This is a genomic window from Streptomyces sp. NPDC023541 (genome assembly GCF_055559995.1).
In genome coordinates this window covers 201,419-219,306 of sequence record NZ_JBVHJO010000010.1, presented here as the reverse complement: position 1 = coordinate 219,306, position 17,888 = coordinate 201,419, and the positions used below count along the sequence as shown (strand labels likewise).

The 17,888-nt window shown below is 71.4% G+C and carries 15 protein-coding genes and 2 pseudogenes; 7 read left to right on the top strand and 10 right to left on the bottom strand.

Features of this window, described 5'->3' with window-relative positions; translation table 11 throughout:
- Nucleotides 1-56 precede the first annotated feature (56 nt).
- The 9 genes and pseudogenes from ACZ3X1_RS25230 to ACZ3X1_RS25190 all read right to left on the bottom strand — a co-directional run bounded on the left by ACZ3X1_RS25230 (nucleotide 57) and on the right by ACZ3X1_RS25190 (nucleotide 7,819).
- Nucleotides 57-845 carry a thioesterase II family protein gene (locus tag ACZ3X1_RS25230; protein WP_467281048.1) on the bottom strand — a complete coding sequence of 263 codons (789 nt, stop codon included), beginning with the start codon at nucleotides 843-845 and terminating at the stop codon, nucleotides 57-59.
- A 352-nt stretch (nucleotides 846-1,197) separates the two neighbouring features.
- On the bottom strand, nucleotides 1,198-1,995 hold the full coding sequence (locus ACZ3X1_RS25225) for an ABC transporter permease (protein WP_467281047.1): 798 nt from the start codon (nucleotides 1,993-1,995) through the stop codon (nucleotides 1,198-1,200).
- Nucleotides 1,992-3,005, bottom strand: a complete 1,014-nt coding sequence (locus tag ACZ3X1_RS25220; protein WP_467281046.1) for an ATP-binding cassette domain-containing protein — start codon at nucleotides 3,003-3,005, stop codon at nucleotides 1,992-1,994. Before ACZ3X1_RS25220 ends, ACZ3X1_RS25225 begins: the two co-directional genes overlap by 4 nt.
- Before the next feature lie 45 nt (nucleotides 3,006-3,050).
- On the bottom strand, nucleotides 3,051-3,899 hold the full coding sequence (locus ACZ3X1_RS25215) for a DUF4097 family beta strand repeat-containing protein (protein ID WP_356811706.1): 849 nt from the start codon (nucleotides 3,897-3,899) through the stop codon (nucleotides 3,051-3,053).
- A gap of 136 nt (nucleotides 3,900-4,035) precedes the next feature.
- Complete coding sequence (locus ACZ3X1_RS25210; protein ID WP_356811705.1) at nucleotides 4,036-4,575, bottom strand: toxin-antitoxin system HicB family antitoxin; 540 nt, start codon at nucleotides 4,573-4,575, stop codon at nucleotides 4,036-4,038.
- A gap of 509 nt (nucleotides 4,576-5,084) precedes the next feature.
- A complete protein-coding gene (gene ddaH / locus ACZ3X1_RS25205; RefSeq protein ID WP_031154391.1) occupies nucleotides 5,085-5,933 on the bottom strand; it encodes a dimethylargininase in 849 nt (282 codons plus the stop codon).
- Between the two features lie 103 nt (nucleotides 5,934-6,036).
- The gene (locus ACZ3X1_RS25200; RefSeq protein ID WP_467281045.1) at nucleotides 6,037-6,537 is read right to left on the bottom strand and encodes a hypothetical protein; all 501 of its coding nucleotides are present in this window, start codon (nucleotides 6,535-6,537) and stop codon (nucleotides 6,037-6,039) included.
- A 75-nt stretch (nucleotides 6,538-6,612) separates the two neighbouring features.
- Complete coding sequence (locus tag ACZ3X1_RS25195) at nucleotides 6,613-7,089, bottom strand: nuclear transport factor 2 family protein (RefSeq protein WP_467281044.1); 477 nt, start codon at nucleotides 7,087-7,089, stop codon at nucleotides 6,613-6,615.
- Nucleotides 7,086-7,819 (bottom strand): annotated as a pseudogene (locus tag ACZ3X1_RS25190) (SDR family oxidoreductase). Before ACZ3X1_RS25190 ends, ACZ3X1_RS25195 begins: the two are co-directional and overlap by 4 nt.
- A gap of 142 nt (nucleotides 7,820-7,961) precedes the next feature.
- Between ACZ3X1_RS25190 and ACZ3X1_RS25185 the strand changes: the two are divergent.
- The 7 genes and pseudogenes from ACZ3X1_RS25185 to ACZ3X1_RS25155 all read left to right on the top strand — a co-directional run bounded on the left by ACZ3X1_RS25185 (nucleotide 7,962) and on the right by ACZ3X1_RS25155 (nucleotide 16,246).
- Nucleotides 7,962-8,783, top strand: coding sequence for a helix-turn-helix domain-containing protein (locus ACZ3X1_RS25185; RefSeq protein WP_467281043.1), 822 nt, complete (start codon nucleotides 7,962-7,964; stop codon nucleotides 8,781-8,783).
- A gap of 398 nt (nucleotides 8,784-9,181) precedes the next feature.
- A complete protein-coding gene (locus ACZ3X1_RS25180; protein WP_467281042.1) occupies nucleotides 9,182-10,906 on the top strand; it encodes a DEAD/DEAH box helicase in 1,725 nt (574 codons plus the stop codon).
- A gap of 178 nt (nucleotides 10,907-11,084) precedes the next feature.
- A pseudogene (locus tag ACZ3X1_RS25175) lies at nucleotides 11,085-12,824 on the top strand (NERD domain-containing protein); the annotation flags it as partial.
- Nucleotides 12,818-13,183, top strand: a complete 366-nt coding sequence (locus ACZ3X1_RS25170; protein WP_467281067.1) for a lanthionine synthetase LanC family protein — start codon at nucleotides 12,818-12,820, stop codon at nucleotides 13,181-13,183. The pseudogene ACZ3X1_RS25175 and the gene ACZ3X1_RS25170, both read left to right, overlap by 7 nt.
- Before the next feature lie 35 nt (nucleotides 13,184-13,218).
- On the top strand, nucleotides 13,219-14,199 hold the full coding sequence (locus ACZ3X1_RS25165; protein ID WP_467281041.1) for an ABC transporter ATP-binding protein: 981 nt from the start codon (nucleotides 13,219-13,221) through the stop codon (nucleotides 14,197-14,199).
- Nucleotides 14,196-15,056 carry an ABC transporter permease gene (locus ACZ3X1_RS25160; RefSeq protein ID WP_467281040.1) on the top strand — a complete coding sequence of 287 codons (861 nt, stop codon included), beginning with the start codon at nucleotides 14,196-14,198 and terminating at the stop codon, nucleotides 15,054-15,056. Before ACZ3X1_RS25165 ends, ACZ3X1_RS25160 begins: the two co-directional genes overlap by 4 nt.
- Complete coding sequence (locus tag ACZ3X1_RS25155) at nucleotides 15,053-16,246, top strand: DUF6895 family protein (RefSeq protein WP_467281039.1); 1,194 nt, start codon at nucleotides 15,053-15,055, stop codon at nucleotides 16,244-16,246. Before ACZ3X1_RS25160 ends, ACZ3X1_RS25155 begins: the two co-directional genes overlap by 4 nt.
- 283 nt (nucleotides 16,247-16,529) lie before the next feature.
- Here the strand turns inward: ACZ3X1_RS25155 and ACZ3X1_RS25150 are convergent, their stop codons facing one another.
- The gene (locus tag ACZ3X1_RS25150) at nucleotides 16,530-17,861 is read right to left on the bottom strand and encodes a class I SAM-dependent RNA methyltransferase (protein WP_467281037.1); all 1,332 of its coding nucleotides are present in this window, start codon (nucleotides 17,859-17,861) and stop codon (nucleotides 16,530-16,532) included.
- Nucleotides 17,862-17,888 lie beyond the last annotated feature (27 nt).

Genomic DNA, 17,888 nt, shown 5'->3' with positions numbered 1-17,888 from the left:
GGCCGGTGGCGCGGCAACCCGAAAAAGCTGCCATACAGGCACTGCCCATCGGGAGCTTATGAGTCCAGAACCGTTCCGGCGATGAATTCGAGCAGCTCGGAGCTCAGTCCGGGCTCGAAGAGATAGAAATGCCCGCTGGGGTAGACGCGCAGGTCGAACGCGGTGTCCGTGTGGGCGCCCCAGGTCTCCATCTCGCCGCGAGGAGCCCTGCTGTCGGACGCGCCGACGAGGGCGGTGATGGGGACGTCGAGGCGGGCGTCGACGGGCATGGCGTGCTGCTCCCAGAGCGTGAAGTCGTCCATGACGGGCGGCAGCAGGGCCTCCATGGCGTCCTCGTCCTCGGCGAGCTCCTCGTCGAAGCCGCCGAGCCGCAGCACCTCGGCCCGGAACTCCTCGTCGGAGAGTCCGTGCAGCTGGGGGCGGTCGCGGAAGGGCACGGGCGAGGCCTGGCCGGAGAGGAAGAGGTGGGCCGGGCGGGGGCCGCCGCGGGCCTGGAGGGCCAGGGCCAGCTCGAAGGCCAGCAGGGCCCCGCAGGAGTGGCCGAAGAAGGAGAAGGGCCCGTCCAGTACGGGCCGCAGGGCCTGCGCCAGCGTCCGTACGAGCGGGCCGACCTCGGTGGCGGGGTCCTCCAGGATCCGGTTCTGCCGGCCGGGCAGCTGGACGGCGACGACCTCGATGTCGGCGGGGAGCTGGTGCACCCAGTCGCTGAAGGCGCCGGCGCCGCCTCCCGCCTGGGGGAAGCAGACCAGTTGGTGACGGTGTCCGGGCCGTCTGGCCCGCCATATGAAGGGGCTTTCGACGACCAGTCCGGCGGCGGTTTCCGTTGCGTGGCTGCGGGTGTGCATGACCATGGCCCCTCTGTGTTTCGTCGGACGGAAGCGGGAAGCACGGAGAGGGAAACGGAATGTGGAATGCGGTGCCGGATTCAATGGCACAGGGGGCCGGACCGGATCAGCCGTGAATTCGTTTCCCCGCCCTTCCGGATTGATCGTAGGAGTGGCCCATGGGCGAGGCAAGGAATGCCGGTACAGCTCTGCCGCGGCGGTACTGGTGAGCGATTACCGCTTGCGTTTTCGGCCATCGCGTCCCGTTGTCCGTGCCGGCTGTCCCGTCGACGGGACAGCCGGCACGAAGAACGGGGCCGCCCGGCCTTCGGCCGGGCGGCCCCGTTCACGTTTCGGCGGGTGCAGCGGATCCCTAGATCTTCGCCTCGCGCTTGAAGGCCGAGCGGGCCCACAGGAAGCCGAGGAGGCTGAGGACGACGCCCCAACCCAGCGCGAGCCAGCCACTGTTGCCGATCTCCGTGCCCATGAGCAGGCCGCGCAGGGTGTCGGTCATCGGGGTGAAGGGCTGGTACTCGGCGAACCAACGCAGGCCGACCGGCATGGACTCCGGCGGGACGATCGCGCTGCCGAGGAAGGGCAGGAAGGTCAGAGGCATGGGGGCGTTGCTCGCCGCCTCGACGCTGCTGGAGCCCAGGCCGATGGCCGCGGAGAGCCAGCTGAGGCCGAAGGCGAGCAGGGCGAGGATGCCGAGGGCGGCGAGCCACTCGACGAAGGTGGCGTTGGGCCGGAAGCCCACCAGGAGCGCGACGCCGATGACGAGAACCAGGCTGATCATGGTCTGGATGACGTTGCCGACGACGTGCCCCGTCAGCACGGAGGACTTCGAGATCGACATGGTCCGGAAGCGGTTGATGATGCCTTCGGTCATGTCGGTGCAGACGGAGACGGCGGTCGAGACGGCGCCGGCGGTGGCCGCCATCAGGAGGATGCCGGGGGCGACGAAGTTGGTGTAGTCGCCGCGGTCGCCCGCGCCGCCGCCCGGCAGTTCGATGCCGGCGCCGAGCGCGCCGCCGAAGACGTAGACGAACAGCAGGAGCATCAGGATCGGCATCGCGACGATCGAGATCGTCATCGAGGGGTAGCGCTGGGCGTGCTTGAGGTTGCGGCGCAGCATCGTCATCGAGTCGCGCATTGCGTACGTCGTGCTCATCGCCGGGCCTCCTTCACCGCGTCGGCGGGGCTGGGAACGGTGGTGGCGTGGTGGCGGGAGCCGTCGCCGGTGAGGGCGAGGAAGACGTCGTCCAGGTCGGGTGTGTGGACGGTCAGCGCGTCCGCCTCGACTCCGGCGCTCTCCAGCAGGTCGAGTACGGAGCGCAGCGCCGGGATGCTGCCGTCGCTGGGGATCTGCAGGGTGAGCTTCTCCTCGTCGCGGGCGCCGGGGCCCAGGGCGAGGCGGCGGGCGGCGGCGTCCAGGCTGAGCACGTCGGAGAACTGGAGGCGGATGTGGCCGCCGGGGATCCGGCGCTTGAGCTCGTCCGCGGTGCCCTCGGCGACGATCTTGCCCTTGTCGAGGACGGCGATCCGGTCGGCGAGCTGGTCGGCCTCCTCCAGGTACTGCGTGGTGAGGAAGATGGTCACGCCCTGGGCGGTGAGCTGCTGGATCAGGTGCCACATGGTGCGGCGGCTGCGCGGGTCGAGGCCGGTGGTCGGCTCGTCGAGGAAGATCAGGCTGGGGTTGCCGACGAGGGTCATCGCCAGGTCGAGCTTGCGGCGCATGCCTCCGGAGAAGGTGGAGGCCATCTTCCGGGCGACCTCGGTGAGTTCGAACTGCCGGAGTAATTCGGCGGTGCGGCGCTTGCCCTCCGCGCGGTCGAGGTGGTGCAGGTCCGCCATGAGGAGCATGTTCTCCTCGGCGGTCAGCAGCCCGTCCACCGCCGCGAACTGTCCGGTGACACCGATCTTGGCACGAATGGCGTCCGCGTCCCGGTCCAGCGAGTGCCCCACGACGGTCGCCTCGCCGCCGTCGGCGGAGATGAGCGTCGAGAGGATCTGGACGGTGGTGGTCTTCCCCGCACCGTTCGGACCGAGGAGCGCGAAGATCGTGCCCGCCTGCACGTGCAGGTCAATCCCGTCGAGTACGAGCTTCTCGCCGTACGACTTGCGCAGGCCGACTGCGCTGATTCCCCTGGGCGGGGCCATCTGTTCGGTCGCGGCACTCATCGTGCCCCCTCCATTTCGTAGCTGTTGCGAGGCAGAGCTCTGACGTCAGGCGCCGTGCGCACGCTGGATGGTGATGTCACCGAGGCTGGTCCTCGCGTGCACCTTGACGGTCTCCGCGCCCTCGGTGGGGCCTTCGGCGGATCCGAGGGTGCTGTAGACCGTCCCGGACTGGGAGTTGATGTCGAGCCAGGCGGCAGTCCCCTGGCGGATCCCGACTTCGAGGTTGCCGGCTTTAGTCTGGAGCTCGACGGTGCCGCGCGCCACTTCCTCGATGCGTACGTTGCCGTTCGAGCTCTTTGACGACACGGACCCTTGCGCCCGGCCGACGGTGATGTTTCCATTGGCGACCTTCAGTCGCAGATCGCCCGCTACGTCGTCCAGCCACGTGTTGCCGTTGGAGTTCTTGATGTCGGCGTCGCCGCCGATCGCACGGACCCGGACCTCGCCCGAGCCGGTGGTGATGTCGACGTCGCCGGCCGCCGAGTCCAGCTGGATGTCGCCGTGCTGGGTCTTGAGCCTGACCGGGCCGGCCTGGTCGAGGCGGATGTAGCCGGCGCTGGTGCGGACCTCGCACTCCCCCAGCGTTCCCTTGCAGGTGATGTCGCCCATCTCCAGGGTGCCGAGCAGGCGCGAGCCCTCGGGCAGGGCGACGTCGACGGTGACCGAACCGCGGGCGCTGAAGAGGCCGCGCGCCTTCGGGGTGCGGATCGTCAGGTTCCCGTCGGTGAAGTCGACCTTCGTCTCCTCGGCGGCGCGCTGGTCGTCCTTGTCCCCGGCGGTGCGCGGGTGGATCTCGACCACGGTGTCGGTGCGGTCCGTGGCGCTGATGCGGGCGACTCCGACCTCGACGTGGATGGTCGCGGTGATGGGTCCCTCGGTCGCGTAAGAAGGCATGGCTGTCCCGTCCTCGTGGGTCTGGTGGTCGCCCCCGCTCCGGGGACGTGAAGACGACGCGGGAGTGGTGGGCTCCCGTACGCCGGTGTCGTGTGCCCCGGTGCCGCCCCTGCGGCACCGGGTCGCCCGGTGCGCCCTAGCTCACCCAGCCGGTGAAGCTCCGCCTGCCGCTGCCGCGCCGGGGCGCCTGCGTCTCGGCCGCCGGCCGGGCGCCGCCGGTCTCCAGGGCGCCCGAAACCGCCCTGACGAGCCAGGCGTTGAGGGAGAGCCCCTCACGCGCCGCCGCCTGTTCGGCCCGCGTCTTGACGTGGCCGGGGAGTCGGAGGTTGATGCGTGCGGTGCTGCTGTCCTCCCCTTCCGGCGCGAGCGGCACGGCGGGCAGGGCGGCGGCGGGCGCTTCGTCGAAGCCGCCCGCCTCGAAGGGCTCTTCCTTCGGCGGGGCGGTCACGACGAACTCGGGTTCGAGCCCCCGTAGCCTCACGTCGACCGAACCGGGAGCGAGCTCCCGGGTGACCTCGCCCATGGCGTCCGACAGGGCGGTCAGGAGGGTGAGCCTGGCTGCCGACTCTAGCGGGGCGGTGAGCCGCTCGGCGAGAGCGCGGGCTTCTTCGCCGCCCGCTTCGGCGGCCACCGCGAGCTCGCGGCGAAGACTTGCGACATAGGGGCTGAGGTCCATGTCCCACAGCATGACACACATATGGCGCCATGGCGAGCCAATCTGGCGCCACATGTGCCACCACTTACAAAGATGCAGGTCAGAGCGTGTGCCACTAAGGAGCCAAGCTGAGCCAAGTGACGCCACTACTCGACTGATGCCGGCAGGCCGGAGCCTCCGGGTGCCACTGCGGAACCAGCGGGGCCGCGGCCGCGGCCGCGGCCGTGCCGTGCCGCGGCGGGCCGTGTCCGAACAGACCCGGAAGAGGCGGACCGGCTCGCTCCGGCGCGCGGCACGCGGGATCGCGGCACGGGAATTCCGCGGGAGGCACATTCCCAATCATCCGCCGGAACGCATAATCATTCACGGCGCCTCCGAAATGCGACCGCGGGGTCGTCCTGTCGACAGGACGACCCCGCGGCGGTTCCGTGCATTTCGCCGGCCGAATGCGGGCGAAGGCGGTATCGAGAGCCCCGCGCCCCTGAAAGCGCACCCGGGAAGCGGATAGGGCGGCGAGCGCAAAGCGGCGGTTACGACCGGCCAGGTCGGTCGGCGGCCGGCGCCGGACGCAGTTCCAGCGTGCAGCACTTGGCGCTGCCGCCGGCCTTGAGCAGCTCGGACAGGTCGACGCCGATCGGCTCGAACCCGCGCTCGGCGAGCTGGGCGGCCAGCCCCCGCGCCTGCTCGGGCAGCACCACGTGCAGGCCGTCGGAGACGGCGTTCAGCCCGAACGCCACCGCGTCGGCCTCCTCGGCCAGGACCGCGTCGGGGAACCGGTCGGCGAGCACCTCGCGGCTCTCCGGGGAGAACGCCGCCGGGTAGTACATGACCTCGTCGCGGTCGAGGACCGAGAGCGCGGTGTCGAGGTGGTAGAACCGCGGGTCGACCAGCGTCAGCCCGAGGACCTGCCGCCCGAAGAACTCCTGCGCCTCCCGCTGCGAGCGCGGGTCGCTGCGGAACCCGCTGCCCGCCAGGAGGGTGTCGCCGACGAGCAGGAAGTCGCCCTCGCCCTCGTTCACGTACTCCGCCTGCCGGACCTCGCCCCACCCCCGCTCCGCGAACCAGTCCAGGTACGCCGGCGACTCCCCGGCCCGGTAGTCGTGCCGGAAGCGGGCGACCAGCACCCGCCCGTCCAGCACGGTCGCCCCGTTGGCGGCGAACACCATGTCCGGCAGGTCGGGCACCGGCTCGATCAGGTCGATCCGGTGCCCGAGCTCGACGAACAGGTCGTGCAGCCGCTTCCACTGGGAAAGGCTGGTTTCCGTCACCGTGGGCTTCGTGGGGTCCATCCACGGATTGATCGAATACCGAACGTCGAAATAGTGCGGACGGCACATCAGATAATGCCGCGGCCTTGCCGTTCGCCCTGATTGGCTCATGGTTTCCCTCGATGCGGAGTCGGTTCACGGATACCTCGTGCCACGATATCCGCGCCGCCGCCGCACTCAATAGGAGCGGTGAACAGGTGGCCAATTTCCGGTTTCAGGGCATGGCCTCCAGTACGGCGTCCACGGTGAGCTTCCATGCCGGCTCGGCGCCGGTCCCGAACGCCGCGGCAAGCGCGTACCCGACGGCCGCGTCGTACCCCTCCGGCTGCACGTCCCCCCACTCGGCGGTCACCCGCCCGTCCCCGGTCGAGACGAACACCCCGAGTACCGCACCGCCGCGCGACAGCCGGCTGCCGTCGAGCGAGACCGGAACGAACCGGTGGTCGCCGACGTCGACCCGGTAGGACGTGCGGGTCAGGAACCCCTTGGAGGGCCGCAGCTCCACCTCCGCTCCCCCGACCTCCATCGCCAGGCGTTCGGGGTCCCGGGTCCCGATCGGCACATGGCTCTCCGCCGCCGCGGCGCCCGTCCGCCTCATCTCGACCCGCGGTATCCCCTCGCCGTGCACGGCGAGGGTCCCCGCCTCGTGGTCGAGTTCGACGGTGACGGTCCCGAACAGCGGGTCGTCGGCGGGCGGGTAGGAGTGCGCATGCATCAACGGTTACCTGCTCTCTTGTGCTTGGGGAACCATTGTCGGGCTCGCCCGAGCCACGAGATCGACACGCCTGACCTACCGGAAGGCCTCCGGACCGGAGTCCTCCCCCGCGGTCCACCGGACGCCGAGCCGCTGGCGGGTCAGACGCCAGCCGCCGTCCGTGCCTCTGCGGAACTCCCAGTCGTACGGGCCTCCCATGGAGTACGGCGCGGACCTCGCCGCCTCGCCCGTGACGGCGACGAACCACATGTAGCCGACGCCGGCCGCCCGGTCCCCGTCCACCTCGAAGTGCGTGTTGAGGATGTGGTGCTGCATGCTCGGGAAGGACGCCTCCGCCTCCTCCACCTTCGCCCGGATCGCCTCCCTGCCTCGTATCTCACCCCACGGACCGAACTCCAGCACCGCGTCCTCGGCCCAGCACTCGATCCAGGTCCGCCAGTCCTTGAGGTCCAGCGCCCGCCACCCCCGGACCAGCAGCCCCCGCAGCGCTTCCTTGTCCTCCAGCACGCGCAGCCGCCGGACCGGGCGGTCGCAGTCTCCCGGGGCGGTCATCGGACGCTCGCGACAGGACGCACGACGAGCTCGTTGACATCGACCTCCGGCGGCTGGGACACCGCGTACGCGATGGCGTCCGCGACGGCGGAGGCCGGCAGCGCCACGGCGCGGTAGGCCTTCATGGCCTCCCTCGCAGCCGGATCGGAGATGTGGTCGGCGAGTTCGGACTCGGTCACCCCCGGGGACACGAGGGTGACCCGTACGCCACCCCCCGACTCCTGCCGCAGCCCTTCGGAGATCGCCCGTACGGCGAACTTGGTGGCGCAGTACACGGCGGCGGTGGGCGAGACCTCATAGGCACCCACGGAGGCGATGTTCACGATGTGCCCGGCACCCTGGGCGCGCATCACGGGCAGCGCGGCGGCGATCCCGTACAGCACTCCCCGTACGTTCACGTCGATCATCCGGTCCCACTCCTCGACCTCCAGCGCGTCCAGTGGCGACAGCGGCATCACGCCGGCGTTGTTGACCACCACGTCCACCCGCCCGTACCGCTCGCCCGCCGCGGCCACGAAGCCGCGTACGTCCCCGGCGTCCGTGACGTCGAGCCGCCGGAACGCCGCGGTCCCGCCCGCCGCGCCGATCTCCTTGCACAGCGCCTCCAGCCGCTCCGCGCGCCGCGCCCCGAGCAGCAGCCGATGTCCGTCGGCGGCGAGCCGCCGTGCGGTCGCCTCCCGATCCCGCTGCTCGCCCCGGTGATTGCCACGACCTTGGGTTCGTTCCTCATGCCTGCCCTACTCCTCGACCACGGGCGCAGGTCCGTCCTGCCCGACCGAGTCTTCGCGCGCCGAAGACGGCCGGCCAGGGCGCGAGTTGCCCGGGTGCGGCACACCCGGGCACGGCGCAGCCCCGCGGCCTAACCTGTGGCCATGACCACGACCACGACGGACAGGGCCCTCGGAGAGTTCCTCCGCGCGCGCAGGGCGGCCCTGCGGCCGCAGGACGTCGGCATGGCGAGCCACGGCGTGCGCAGGGTCGCCGGCCTGCGCCGCGAGGAGGTCGCCGTCCTGGCCGACGTCAACGTCGACTACTACGCCCGCCTGGAGCAGGGCCGCGAGCGCCACCCCTCCCCGCAGGTCCTCCACGCGCTCGCCCGCGCCCTGCGGCTGCGCCCCGACGCCCACGCCCACCTGCACCGCCTGGCCGGCTCACCGCCGGCCGAGCGCCCGGCCACCGACCTGGTCGACCCGGCCTTGCGCCGACTCCTCGACGGCTTCCCCGCCTTCCCGGCGTTCGTCGTCAACGCCGCCCTGGACGTCTTGGCGGCCAACGACTGCGCCCTGGCCCTGCATGCGCCGTTCGCGCCGGCGGACAACCTGGCCCGCATGGTCTTCCTCGATCCGGCGGGCCGCCGCTTCTACGCGGACCGGGCCTCCGCGTCCCGGGCCACGGCCGGCCACCTCCGCGAGGCCTCCGGCATCGCCCCGGACGACCCCCGCCTGCGCGACCTCGTCCGTACCCTCACCACGCACAGCCCGGACTTCGCCCGCCTGTGGACCACCCACGACGTCCTGGCCAAGACCCGGGACGCCAAGCACCTCCACCACCCGGTGGCAGGCCCCCTGACCCTGACGTACCAGTCCTTCGACGTCCGCGCCGCCCCGGGCCAGCAGCTCATCGTCTACGAGGCCGCCCCCGGCACCCCGACGGCCGAAGCCCTCACCCTGCTCGGCGCCCGCGCTCTCCAGTGACTCCAGGTCCGAGCGCCGCCGTGCGGCCGTACCGCAGGTCCGGTACGGCCGCACGGCGGTCTGTCAGTCCGGGCACCACGAGGTTCACCCGTTCCCGGTGCACGCCCTGGAGCTCGTGCGCCGGCCGCCGGGCCGGCCCGTCGTCTCCACCGACGACCATCCGTCCTTCGGGCGGCGGAAGTTGTGAAGGAGAGGGCCCGGTCCGAGCATGCCCGCAGCCACAGCCGGCCCGCACCGGAACGATCACACGGGGATCACCGCGCCGGCGGGTCGGCGACGCTGCCGAGCCACAGCAGGTCACGGGCCCGGGTCATGGCCACGAACAGCTGGCTGCGCCGGAGTTCCGCACGCTCGCGCGCCGTGCCCAGCACGACCGGGCCGAACGGCTGCGCCCTGCCGTGGCCGCCGACCGCACCCGCCGCCCGGAGCTGGAGAAGCAGTACCAGCAGGCGCAGGAGGAGTACGAACGGCTGGCCCGCAACGCCCAGGGCGAGATCATCAAGTCCGCCAAGCTGGTCGCCACCACGCTGGCCCGGTTCCGCACCAACCGAGCGGTCTTCGAGGGGCCGTACGACGTGGTCCTCGTCGACGAGGCGGGTGCCGCGACCCTCCCCGAGGTCCTGCTCGCCACCGGCAAAGCGGACCGAGCGGCCGTCCTGCTCGGGGACTTCATGCAGTTGGGGCCGGTGATCCCGCCGGCCCTCGGCAACAACGACCGACCCGACATCAAGCGGTGGCTGCACCCGGACGTCTTCCAGCACTGCGGCATCCATGAACCCGCCGACGCCCAGGCGCACCCGTCCTGCGTCACGCTCACCGAACAGCACCGCTTCGGCCCCGCCGTCATGCGACTGGCCAACGACCTCGCGTACGGCGGTGTCCTCTCGGGCGGCTCCCAGGTGCTGCGGGAACGGCCGGACAACGACCCCGAGATCGTCCTCATCGACACCGACGGCCTGCACGAGCTGGCCCGCGCCCACCTGACCGGCAGTCGCAAGGGGTGGTGGCCGGCCGGCTCCCTCATCGCCCGGGCCCTGGTGGAACTCCACCGCGAACAGGGTGAAGAGGCCGGCATCGTCACGCCGTACGGCGTCCAGGCCGAGGCCACCCTGGAGGCACTGCGCGACGTCGAAGGCGCAGGCCGTCCGCTCGCGGAGGTCGGTACGGCCCACCGGTTCCAGGGCCGGGAGTTCGACGTCGTCGTCTTCGATACGGTGGAGGGCAGCGGGGACAGCCGCGAGCTGTGGATGGCTCTGGCCCACCGGCAGCCGGGTGCGGACGCCTGGCACCGCAACGGCGTCCGCCTGTTCAACGTGGCGGTGACCCGGACGAAGGCCCGGCTGTACGTCGTCGCCGGCGGGGCCCGCGTCAGGAACGCCAAGCCCGGAACGGCCCTGGCCCGGCTCGCCGCGCTGATCGGATCCCCGGGCGTCCGGGTCCTGAAGGCCAAGCACCTGATCGCCCCGCCGAAGGCCCCGGTGCCGTTCCGCGGCGAGTTCGGCACGGCCCTGGCGGAGGTGTTGGGCCGGCACGTGGAGGTGACCGACGTCGACGACGAGACGACCTTCTACGACACCTTCACGGAGGAGATCCTTCAGGCACGCCACTCGCTGTGGCTCTGGGCGCCGTGGGTCGCGAAGCGGCTCCGCTCCCTGTTGCCCGCCCTGGCTGCCGCCGCCGACCGGGGCGTGCGGATCACCGTCTTCATCCGCGACGACACGGACCAGTTGCAGCGCAAGCCCGCGAGCCAGTCGCTGATCACGGACCTGCGCGCGGTGGCCCACACCGTGATCCCGATGAACGTCATGCACCAGAAGATCGCGGTCTTCGACGAGCGGACCGTCCTGCTCGGCAGCCTGAACGCCCTGTCCCAGAGTTGGACCCGGGAGGTGATGGTCGCGATGCGCGGCGCGTACTTCGCCCGCAAGCTGCTCGCGCACGAGCACGCGGAGATCTTCGCCCGCCCGCCGAAGTGCGGCCGGTGCCGGGGCACGGAGATCGAGATCCGGCGGCGGAAGAACGGCAACTGGTTCTGGCGCTGCTACGCCACCGCGTGCAAGACCACCCCTTCCGGGCGCTCCAACGCCTGGACCCAGGACATCCACCTGCGGGCTGGCCGCTGACACCACTCCCGTCCGTGCCCAGCCACCACACCGGGGACCTGCTCCTTTTCACTCCGATCAGGCCCGGCCGTCACTCCCTGCCGTTAGGATTCTCGGAGTTTCCGCCAAGTCCGGCAGTGCAGGACGGAACGGGCGGAGATCACAGACGGCGCGGTGACGGAGAAGGCAGGAACGGCGCATGCGGGAAGGCCGCTGGACCACGGTCACCGAGTCCGAGTTCGACCATGAGCGCCGCGCGCTGGACGCCATCAAGGAGCAGCTGCCCGACGCCGACCCGTGGCGGGCCTGGTCCAACTTCACCTTCACCGCGAACACCGGCCACGTCCGCGAAGTGGACCTGCTCGTCGTCGCCCCGGGCGGCGCCTGCATGATCGAGCTGAAGAACTGGCGCGGCACGGTCACCAGCGAGAGCGGCACCTGGGTGCAGATCAAGCCCAATGGCCGCCGGGAGTCCCACGGCAACCCGCTGCACCTGGTCAACAAGAAAGCCAAGGAACTGGCCGGGCTGCTCGGGCAGCACGGCAAGCGCGTCTGGGTGGCCGAGGCGGTCTGTTTCACGGACGGCTCCCTGCGCGTCCGGCTGCCCGCCCACGACCAGAACGGGATCTACACCCTTCCCGAGCTGCTCGCCATGCTGAAGCAGCCGCCGCGGGACGAGCGCCACCGGATCACCGCCGTCGACTCCCGCGAGATCAAGGGCGCGCTGGAGCGGGTCGGCATCCGCCGCAGCGACGCCGAGTACAAGGTGGGCCCGTACGAGCTGGAGCGGAAGGCCTTCGACACGGGGCCGACCTGGGCCGACTACAACGCCAAGCACAGCGAGCTGCCCGAGACCGCCCGGGTCCGCATCTACCTCCGGGAACGCGGCTCCTCCGCCGCGTTGAGGCAGTCGGTGGACAACGCCGCCCGCCGGGAGGCCGCCGTACTCCAGCGGTTCAGGCACCCCGGCGTCGTCCAGTACCGGCAGTACTACCCGTCCGAGCACTCCGCCGGCCCCGTCGTCGTGTTCGACTACGACCGGCAGACCCTGCGCCTGGACGAGTACCTCCACCAGTACGGCGACAAGCTGGACATCCTGGCCAGGATGTCGCTGGTCAGGCAGCTCGCCGAGACGATGCGCTCCGCCCACTCGCGCCGCATCTTCCACCGGGCACTGGCCGCCCGCGCCATCCACGTGATCCCGCGCAGCCGGGGCCGCGAGGGCCGGACGGTCGGCGAGGAGGCCGCGTGGCTCGCCCCGCGCCTGCAGATCTCCGACTGGCAGATCGCGACCCAGAGCAGCGGCACCGGCGGCGCCGCCCCGGGTGCCACCCGGCTCGCGCCCACCGCGCTCTCCGCCATGCACCTGTCGGAGGGCTCGGACCCGTACTTCGCACCCGAGCTGACCGCCCTCAGCGCCGACCCGGTCTACCTGGACGTCTACGGTCTCGGGGTCCTCACCTACCTGCTCGTGACCGGCAAGCCCCCGGCCGCCAGCCAGGCCGAGCTGCTCGCGCGGCTCGAGGCGGGCGAAGGGCTGCGGCCCAGCTCGCTGGTGGACGGCCTGTCGGAGGACATCGACGACCTGGTCCAGGCCGCCACCGCCTACCGTCCCGCCCAGCGGCTGTCCACGGTGGACGAGTTCCTGGAGATGCTGGAGCTGGTCGAGGACTCCCTCACCGCACCGTCCGCCGATTCCGCGGCCGCCGTCCAGGACCTCACCGACAGCGCGGACAGCGCCGACACCGCCGCCCCGGCCCCCGAGAAGGACCCGCTGGAGGCCGTGGCCGGGGACCTGCTCGCCGGCCGCTGGGAGGTCCGGCGCCGGCTGGGCACCGGCTCCACCAGCCGGGCCTTCCTCGTCCGCGATCGTGAGGCCGATCCGCGCCATCCCCGCTCCCTGGCGGTCCTCAAGGTGGCCCAGTCCACGCGCTGCGGGCCGCTCTGCGGCGGGACGAGTCCGACTGGGCGATCGAGGGCGCGACGCTCTGCCACGGCTACGGCGGACTGCTGAGGATCGTCGGCCGCGTGGCCCGGGACGTCACGGACCCCCAGGCACGGGCCGAACTCGATCTCGGCCAGGCCCTGCTGCTCAGGCGGACCCTGGACTGCGCGGACCCGGATGCCCCGTTCGGCTTCCGCCACCTCATGCGGTTCGCGGCCGCGGCCCATTCGCCGGTACCGCACCGGGCCGTCGACACCGGGGGCATGCTCGAAGGAGCGGCGGGTGTCGCCCTGTGTCTTCTCCCCGTGCACGACTCCCCGCTTCCCTGGGACCGCACGCTGGGGCTCGCATGATCCGGCCGCCCCTCGCACCGCGGGAAGACGCCCCCGTGCACACACCCGGCCTTCCTCCCGCACCCGTCGCGGCCTTCGAGACGACCGGTCTGGTGGTGCGGTACGGCAACGTCACCGCCGTCCAGGACGTGTCCCTCAGCTCGCCGCCCGGCCGCATCACGGCCCTCCCCGGGCCGAACGGCGCCGGAAAGTCCAGCCTGTTGGGCGTCCTGTCGACCGCCTCGCGACCCCACTCCGGACGGGTACGCATCTTCGGACACGACGTCGAGGAGGCGCCGATGGCCGCCCGTCGGCGGCTCGGTCTGGTCTTCCAGGAACGCACCCTGGACAAAGAGCTCTCCATCGACCGAAACCTCTGGTTCCACGCCCGCCTCTTCGGCGTGCCCCGAGCGGAGGCGCGCGCCCGCATCGACACCCTCCTCGAACGGTTCGACCTCACCGGCCGGCGCCGCCAGCCCGTCGAGGAACTCTCCGGCGGCCTCGCCCGGCGCGTCGAGATCGCGCGTGCGCTGCTGCACCGCCCGGGCCTGCTGATCCTCGACGAACCCACCAACGGCCTCGACCCGGCCGTGCGCGCCGGGGTGTGGTCCGACCTCCGGCAGCTGCGCGACGAGCTCGGCGTCACCGTCCTGTTCGCCACGCACTACATGGACGAGGCGGAGTACGCCGACGACATCGTCATCCTCCAACGCGGACGCATCGTCCGGCACGACAGCGTCGGTCGTCTCAAGAGCAGCCTCGAGTCCTCCCGCATCGTGGTGTCCTGCGCGGACGACGAAGCCGCAGCACGACAGCTGCGCGCCGCCGGGTTCGAGCCCCTGATCGAGGACGGCGGCGTCGCGGTGCACTGCCCCGACCCGGAGGCCCGGATCGCCCACGTCGTCCGCGCGCTCGACGTACCCGGCCTGACCGTCTCCGTGCACCGTCCCTCCATGAACGACGTGTACCTCGCGGCCGCCGCCCACCCCGAGAACACCCGCCCGCCGCAGACGCAGGAGAGTGTGAGCCCCCGATGACCGTCGCCCCTGCCCCCGCTCAACCGGACGGACGGCTTCCCCGGTACGCCCCGGACGGCACCTCGCCCCTCACCCCGGCCGACGCGCCCCTGCGAACCGCTCTGCGCGCCATCGCGGTGATCGCCCACCGCGATCTGCTCCGTCAGGTGAAACGGCCCGGCGTGCTCCTCAGCCAGGCCGTGCAGATCCTGTTCTTCGTCCTCGTGTACGCGGTCGGCTTCGACGGGATGATCGGCACCGTCGGGGCCGACGGAGCGGGTGGCCCGGTGGAGTTCAGCGCGTACGTCTTCCCCGGCATCATCGCCATCCAGGTCGTCTCCATCGGCATCGCCTCGGGCCAGACCTACGCCTGGGACCGCGAGTACGGCGTACTGCGCGAACTCATCGTCGCCCCCGTGCCACGGATCTGCCTCCCTCTGGGAAAGGTCGCCGCCGGAGCCGGGATGGTGACCGTGCAGAGCGTGCTGATGCTGGCCCTGTCCCCCCTCATGGGCGTCCATCTGACTCCGCTGCGCTTCATCGCCGCGGTCGGCTGCTACGGGCTCGCGGCCACCGTCTTCAGCGTCATCGGCCTCTGCCTGGCCACGGTCATCACTCGCGTGCAGACCCTTCAGGCAACCGTCCAGCTCGCGATGTTCCCCATGCTGTTCCTGTCCGGCTCGGTGTTCAGCCCGCAGGACGCTCCCAGATGGCTCGGCTGGATCATGCACCTCAACCCCATGACCTATGCCGTCGACCTGGCCCGTCAGACCCTCCTCGGCAGCGGCGGCCTCCTCCCCCTCTGGGCGGACCTCGCCGTGCTCGGCGGAATCCTCCTCGCCGTCCTGGCCCTGCTGCGGCTGCGGAGCGGCCGATGACCGCCGCCGCCCGGGTGCTGGCGGGTGCGCTCGGCTGGCTGGAGACCAACCTCGAATGGTTCGCCCCCGAGCGCTGGGAGGAGCACCTGCCCCGCCGGCCCTTCCCGCCCGGCACGCTCCTCGAACTACTGGGCCTGGTGAGGCTCCTGAACCGGCCCGGCGTCCCCCCGGAGGCCGACGCCGCCTTCACCCGCCGTGCCGTCGACCTGGCCGCGCGCACGGCCGCCGCGCCCTCCTTCGGCGAAGGTCTGCGCAAGGCCGGCGAGCTCTTCCCCTACCACCTCAACCTCGTGGCTCTCCTCGACCTCCTCGGCCGCCCTCAGCCCACGTCACGCAGCCGTTGCCAAGCTCTGCTGGACGCCGATGCCGGCGGCCACACCCAGCTGTACAAACCCGTCCTCAACCGTCTTGAACTGCGCTACTTCCTCGACCGTGGCGGTTTCGCCGCCCCGGCGCGTCTGCCTGACGCCGAGTCGCTGTACGCCCAAAGCATTGCCGCCCTGAGCCCCGACGTACACCAACTGACGAGCAGCGAGACGTACGCGCTGACGCACTCCGTCTTCTACGCCACCGACTTCGGGCAGCGGCCCTGCCCGGACACGCCCGGAAGCGAAGCCCTGCGAGAGGCCGTACGCGCTCTGCTCGGTGTGCATCTGGCACGCAGGAACCTGGACCTGCTGTCCGAGCTCCTGCTGTGTGCCAGGGCACTGGGCGGACCCACCCTGGCCTTCGAACGGCAGGGATGGGAAGCCGTCGAAGCCGCTCAGCGCTCCGACGGTGCCGTTCCCAGCCCGGTGCACAGGCCCGCGGTCCTCGATGGTCTGACCGGGGACAAAGCGGCTGCCTATCTCTTCGGCACCTGCTACCACACGACTCTCGCGGCCGCGCTGGCCGCGGTGGTGACCCTGCGTTCCGTCCCCCCCGGACCGGACCTCGGGGTCCCGATGCCCCGCGCAGACCGTACGGAGATGCTCGCCTGGGCCAACGAGGTCCGCACGCGCCCCTCCGCTCATGACGCGTGGCGCGAACAGCTCGACCCCCTCCTGGTGATCGCCGTGCAGGATGCCGACCCGATGCTCCTGGACGAGATTCTGCACGCCGCCGAACACCTCGGCTTGCAGACCGCACCCCTGCCCCGTTCAGCAAATGCGCTGCGCCTCGCCGTCGATTGGGACTGCCCCGAACCGTGACCACCGTACAAGCACTGGGGATGCAGGAGTCCGCGCTAACCAGCAGTACTCAAGGCCAGCCGGCGCTGCCACGGGCGTAGGACACCCATGACAGCGAACGGCCAAGACTTCGCAAAGCGGGATCTCGGAAGGCATACCTGGAACCGCCCATGACCTGCATGATCAAGGGGCTGACCACCCGATCGGGGCGAGCGTCAAATGAGCGTCACGAGCGTCGTTTCAGCGTCAAGATATCGCCCGTAACGCCCACAACACACATAATGCACACCGACAAAACCGCAGGTCAGGCGCCCTTCGCCATCGGCTCCAGGATCGCCACGCACTCCACGTGGTGGGTCATCGGGAAGAGGTCGAAGACGCGCAGGGTGCGGACCTTGTAGCCGGCTTCCGCGAAGTAGGCCAGGTCGCGGGCCAGGGCCGCCGGGTCGCACGCCACGTAGGCGATGCGGCGGGCCGAGAGGCCCGCCACGTGGCGGACCGTCTGCTTGCCCGCGCCCGCGCGCGGGGGGTCCAGGACGACCAGGTCGCACTCCGTGATGCCGGTCTTCGGGAGGACCGTCTCGACCTTGCCCTGTTCGATGCGGACCCGGGGGAAGTCCGCCAGGTTGTGCCGGGCGTCCTCCACCGCGCGCTTCGTGGACTCGATGCCCAGGACGGCGCCCGTCTCGCCGAGGCGTTCGGCGAGGGCCCCGGCGAAGATGCCGACACCGCAGTAGAGGTCGAGGGCCATCTCGCCCTTGCGCGGCATCAGGCCCTGCATGACGGCCTTGATCAGGGTGTCCGCGGCCTGCGGGTGGACCTGCCAGAAGCCGCCCATGCCGACGCGGTACGTACGGCCGTCCGCGCGCTCCCGGACGAAGGGGCGGCCGTGGACGCGGTGGACCCCGCCGTCCTTCTCCTCCACGCGCAGGACGGAGACCGGCTTGTCGAGCTCGACCAGGGGCAGGCGGCCGCCGGGGCGCGGGGTCAGGACGACCTGGCGGTCCTGGGAGCCCGAGGCGGCGATGGCCTCGACCGTGGCCATCTGGGGCCAGTCCTGCTTCTCGATGCCCAGCTCGCTGACGCCCTGCGCCGCGATCATGCAGTGGTCGATCGGCTCGATCTCGTGGGAGCGGTGCTTGCGCAGGCCGACGGTGCCGTCCTCGTCGACGGCGTACTGCACGCGCGTGCGCCACTGCGGCACCTGCCCGGCCGGCAGCTTGTCGCCCTCGGCGGGCATCACGGTGCCGTCCCAGCCGGCCTCCTCCGGGGTGAGCCCGGCGAGCCGCTTCAGCTGCTCGGCGACGACCTCGCCCTTGAGCCGGCGCTGCGCGCCCGGCTTGGCGTGCTGCCAGTCACAGCCACCGCACTTCCCGGGGCCGGCGTACGGGCACGGGGCCTCGACGCGGTCCTTGGAGGCATCGAGCACGGTGATCGCGTCGGCGCGCAGGAAGCGGGAGTCGACGTCGCCCTCGGTGACCTTCGCGACGACCTTCTCGCCGGGCAGGGTGTGGCGGACGAACAGGACCCGGCCCTCTGCGGTGCGGGCGATGCAGTGGCCGCCGTGCGCGACGGGACCGACCTCGACCTCGTACTCCTCCCCGACCAGTGACTGCTTCTCGTTCTGCTCCGTCATGGCGGGGAGGCTCCAAGGATAAGAAAG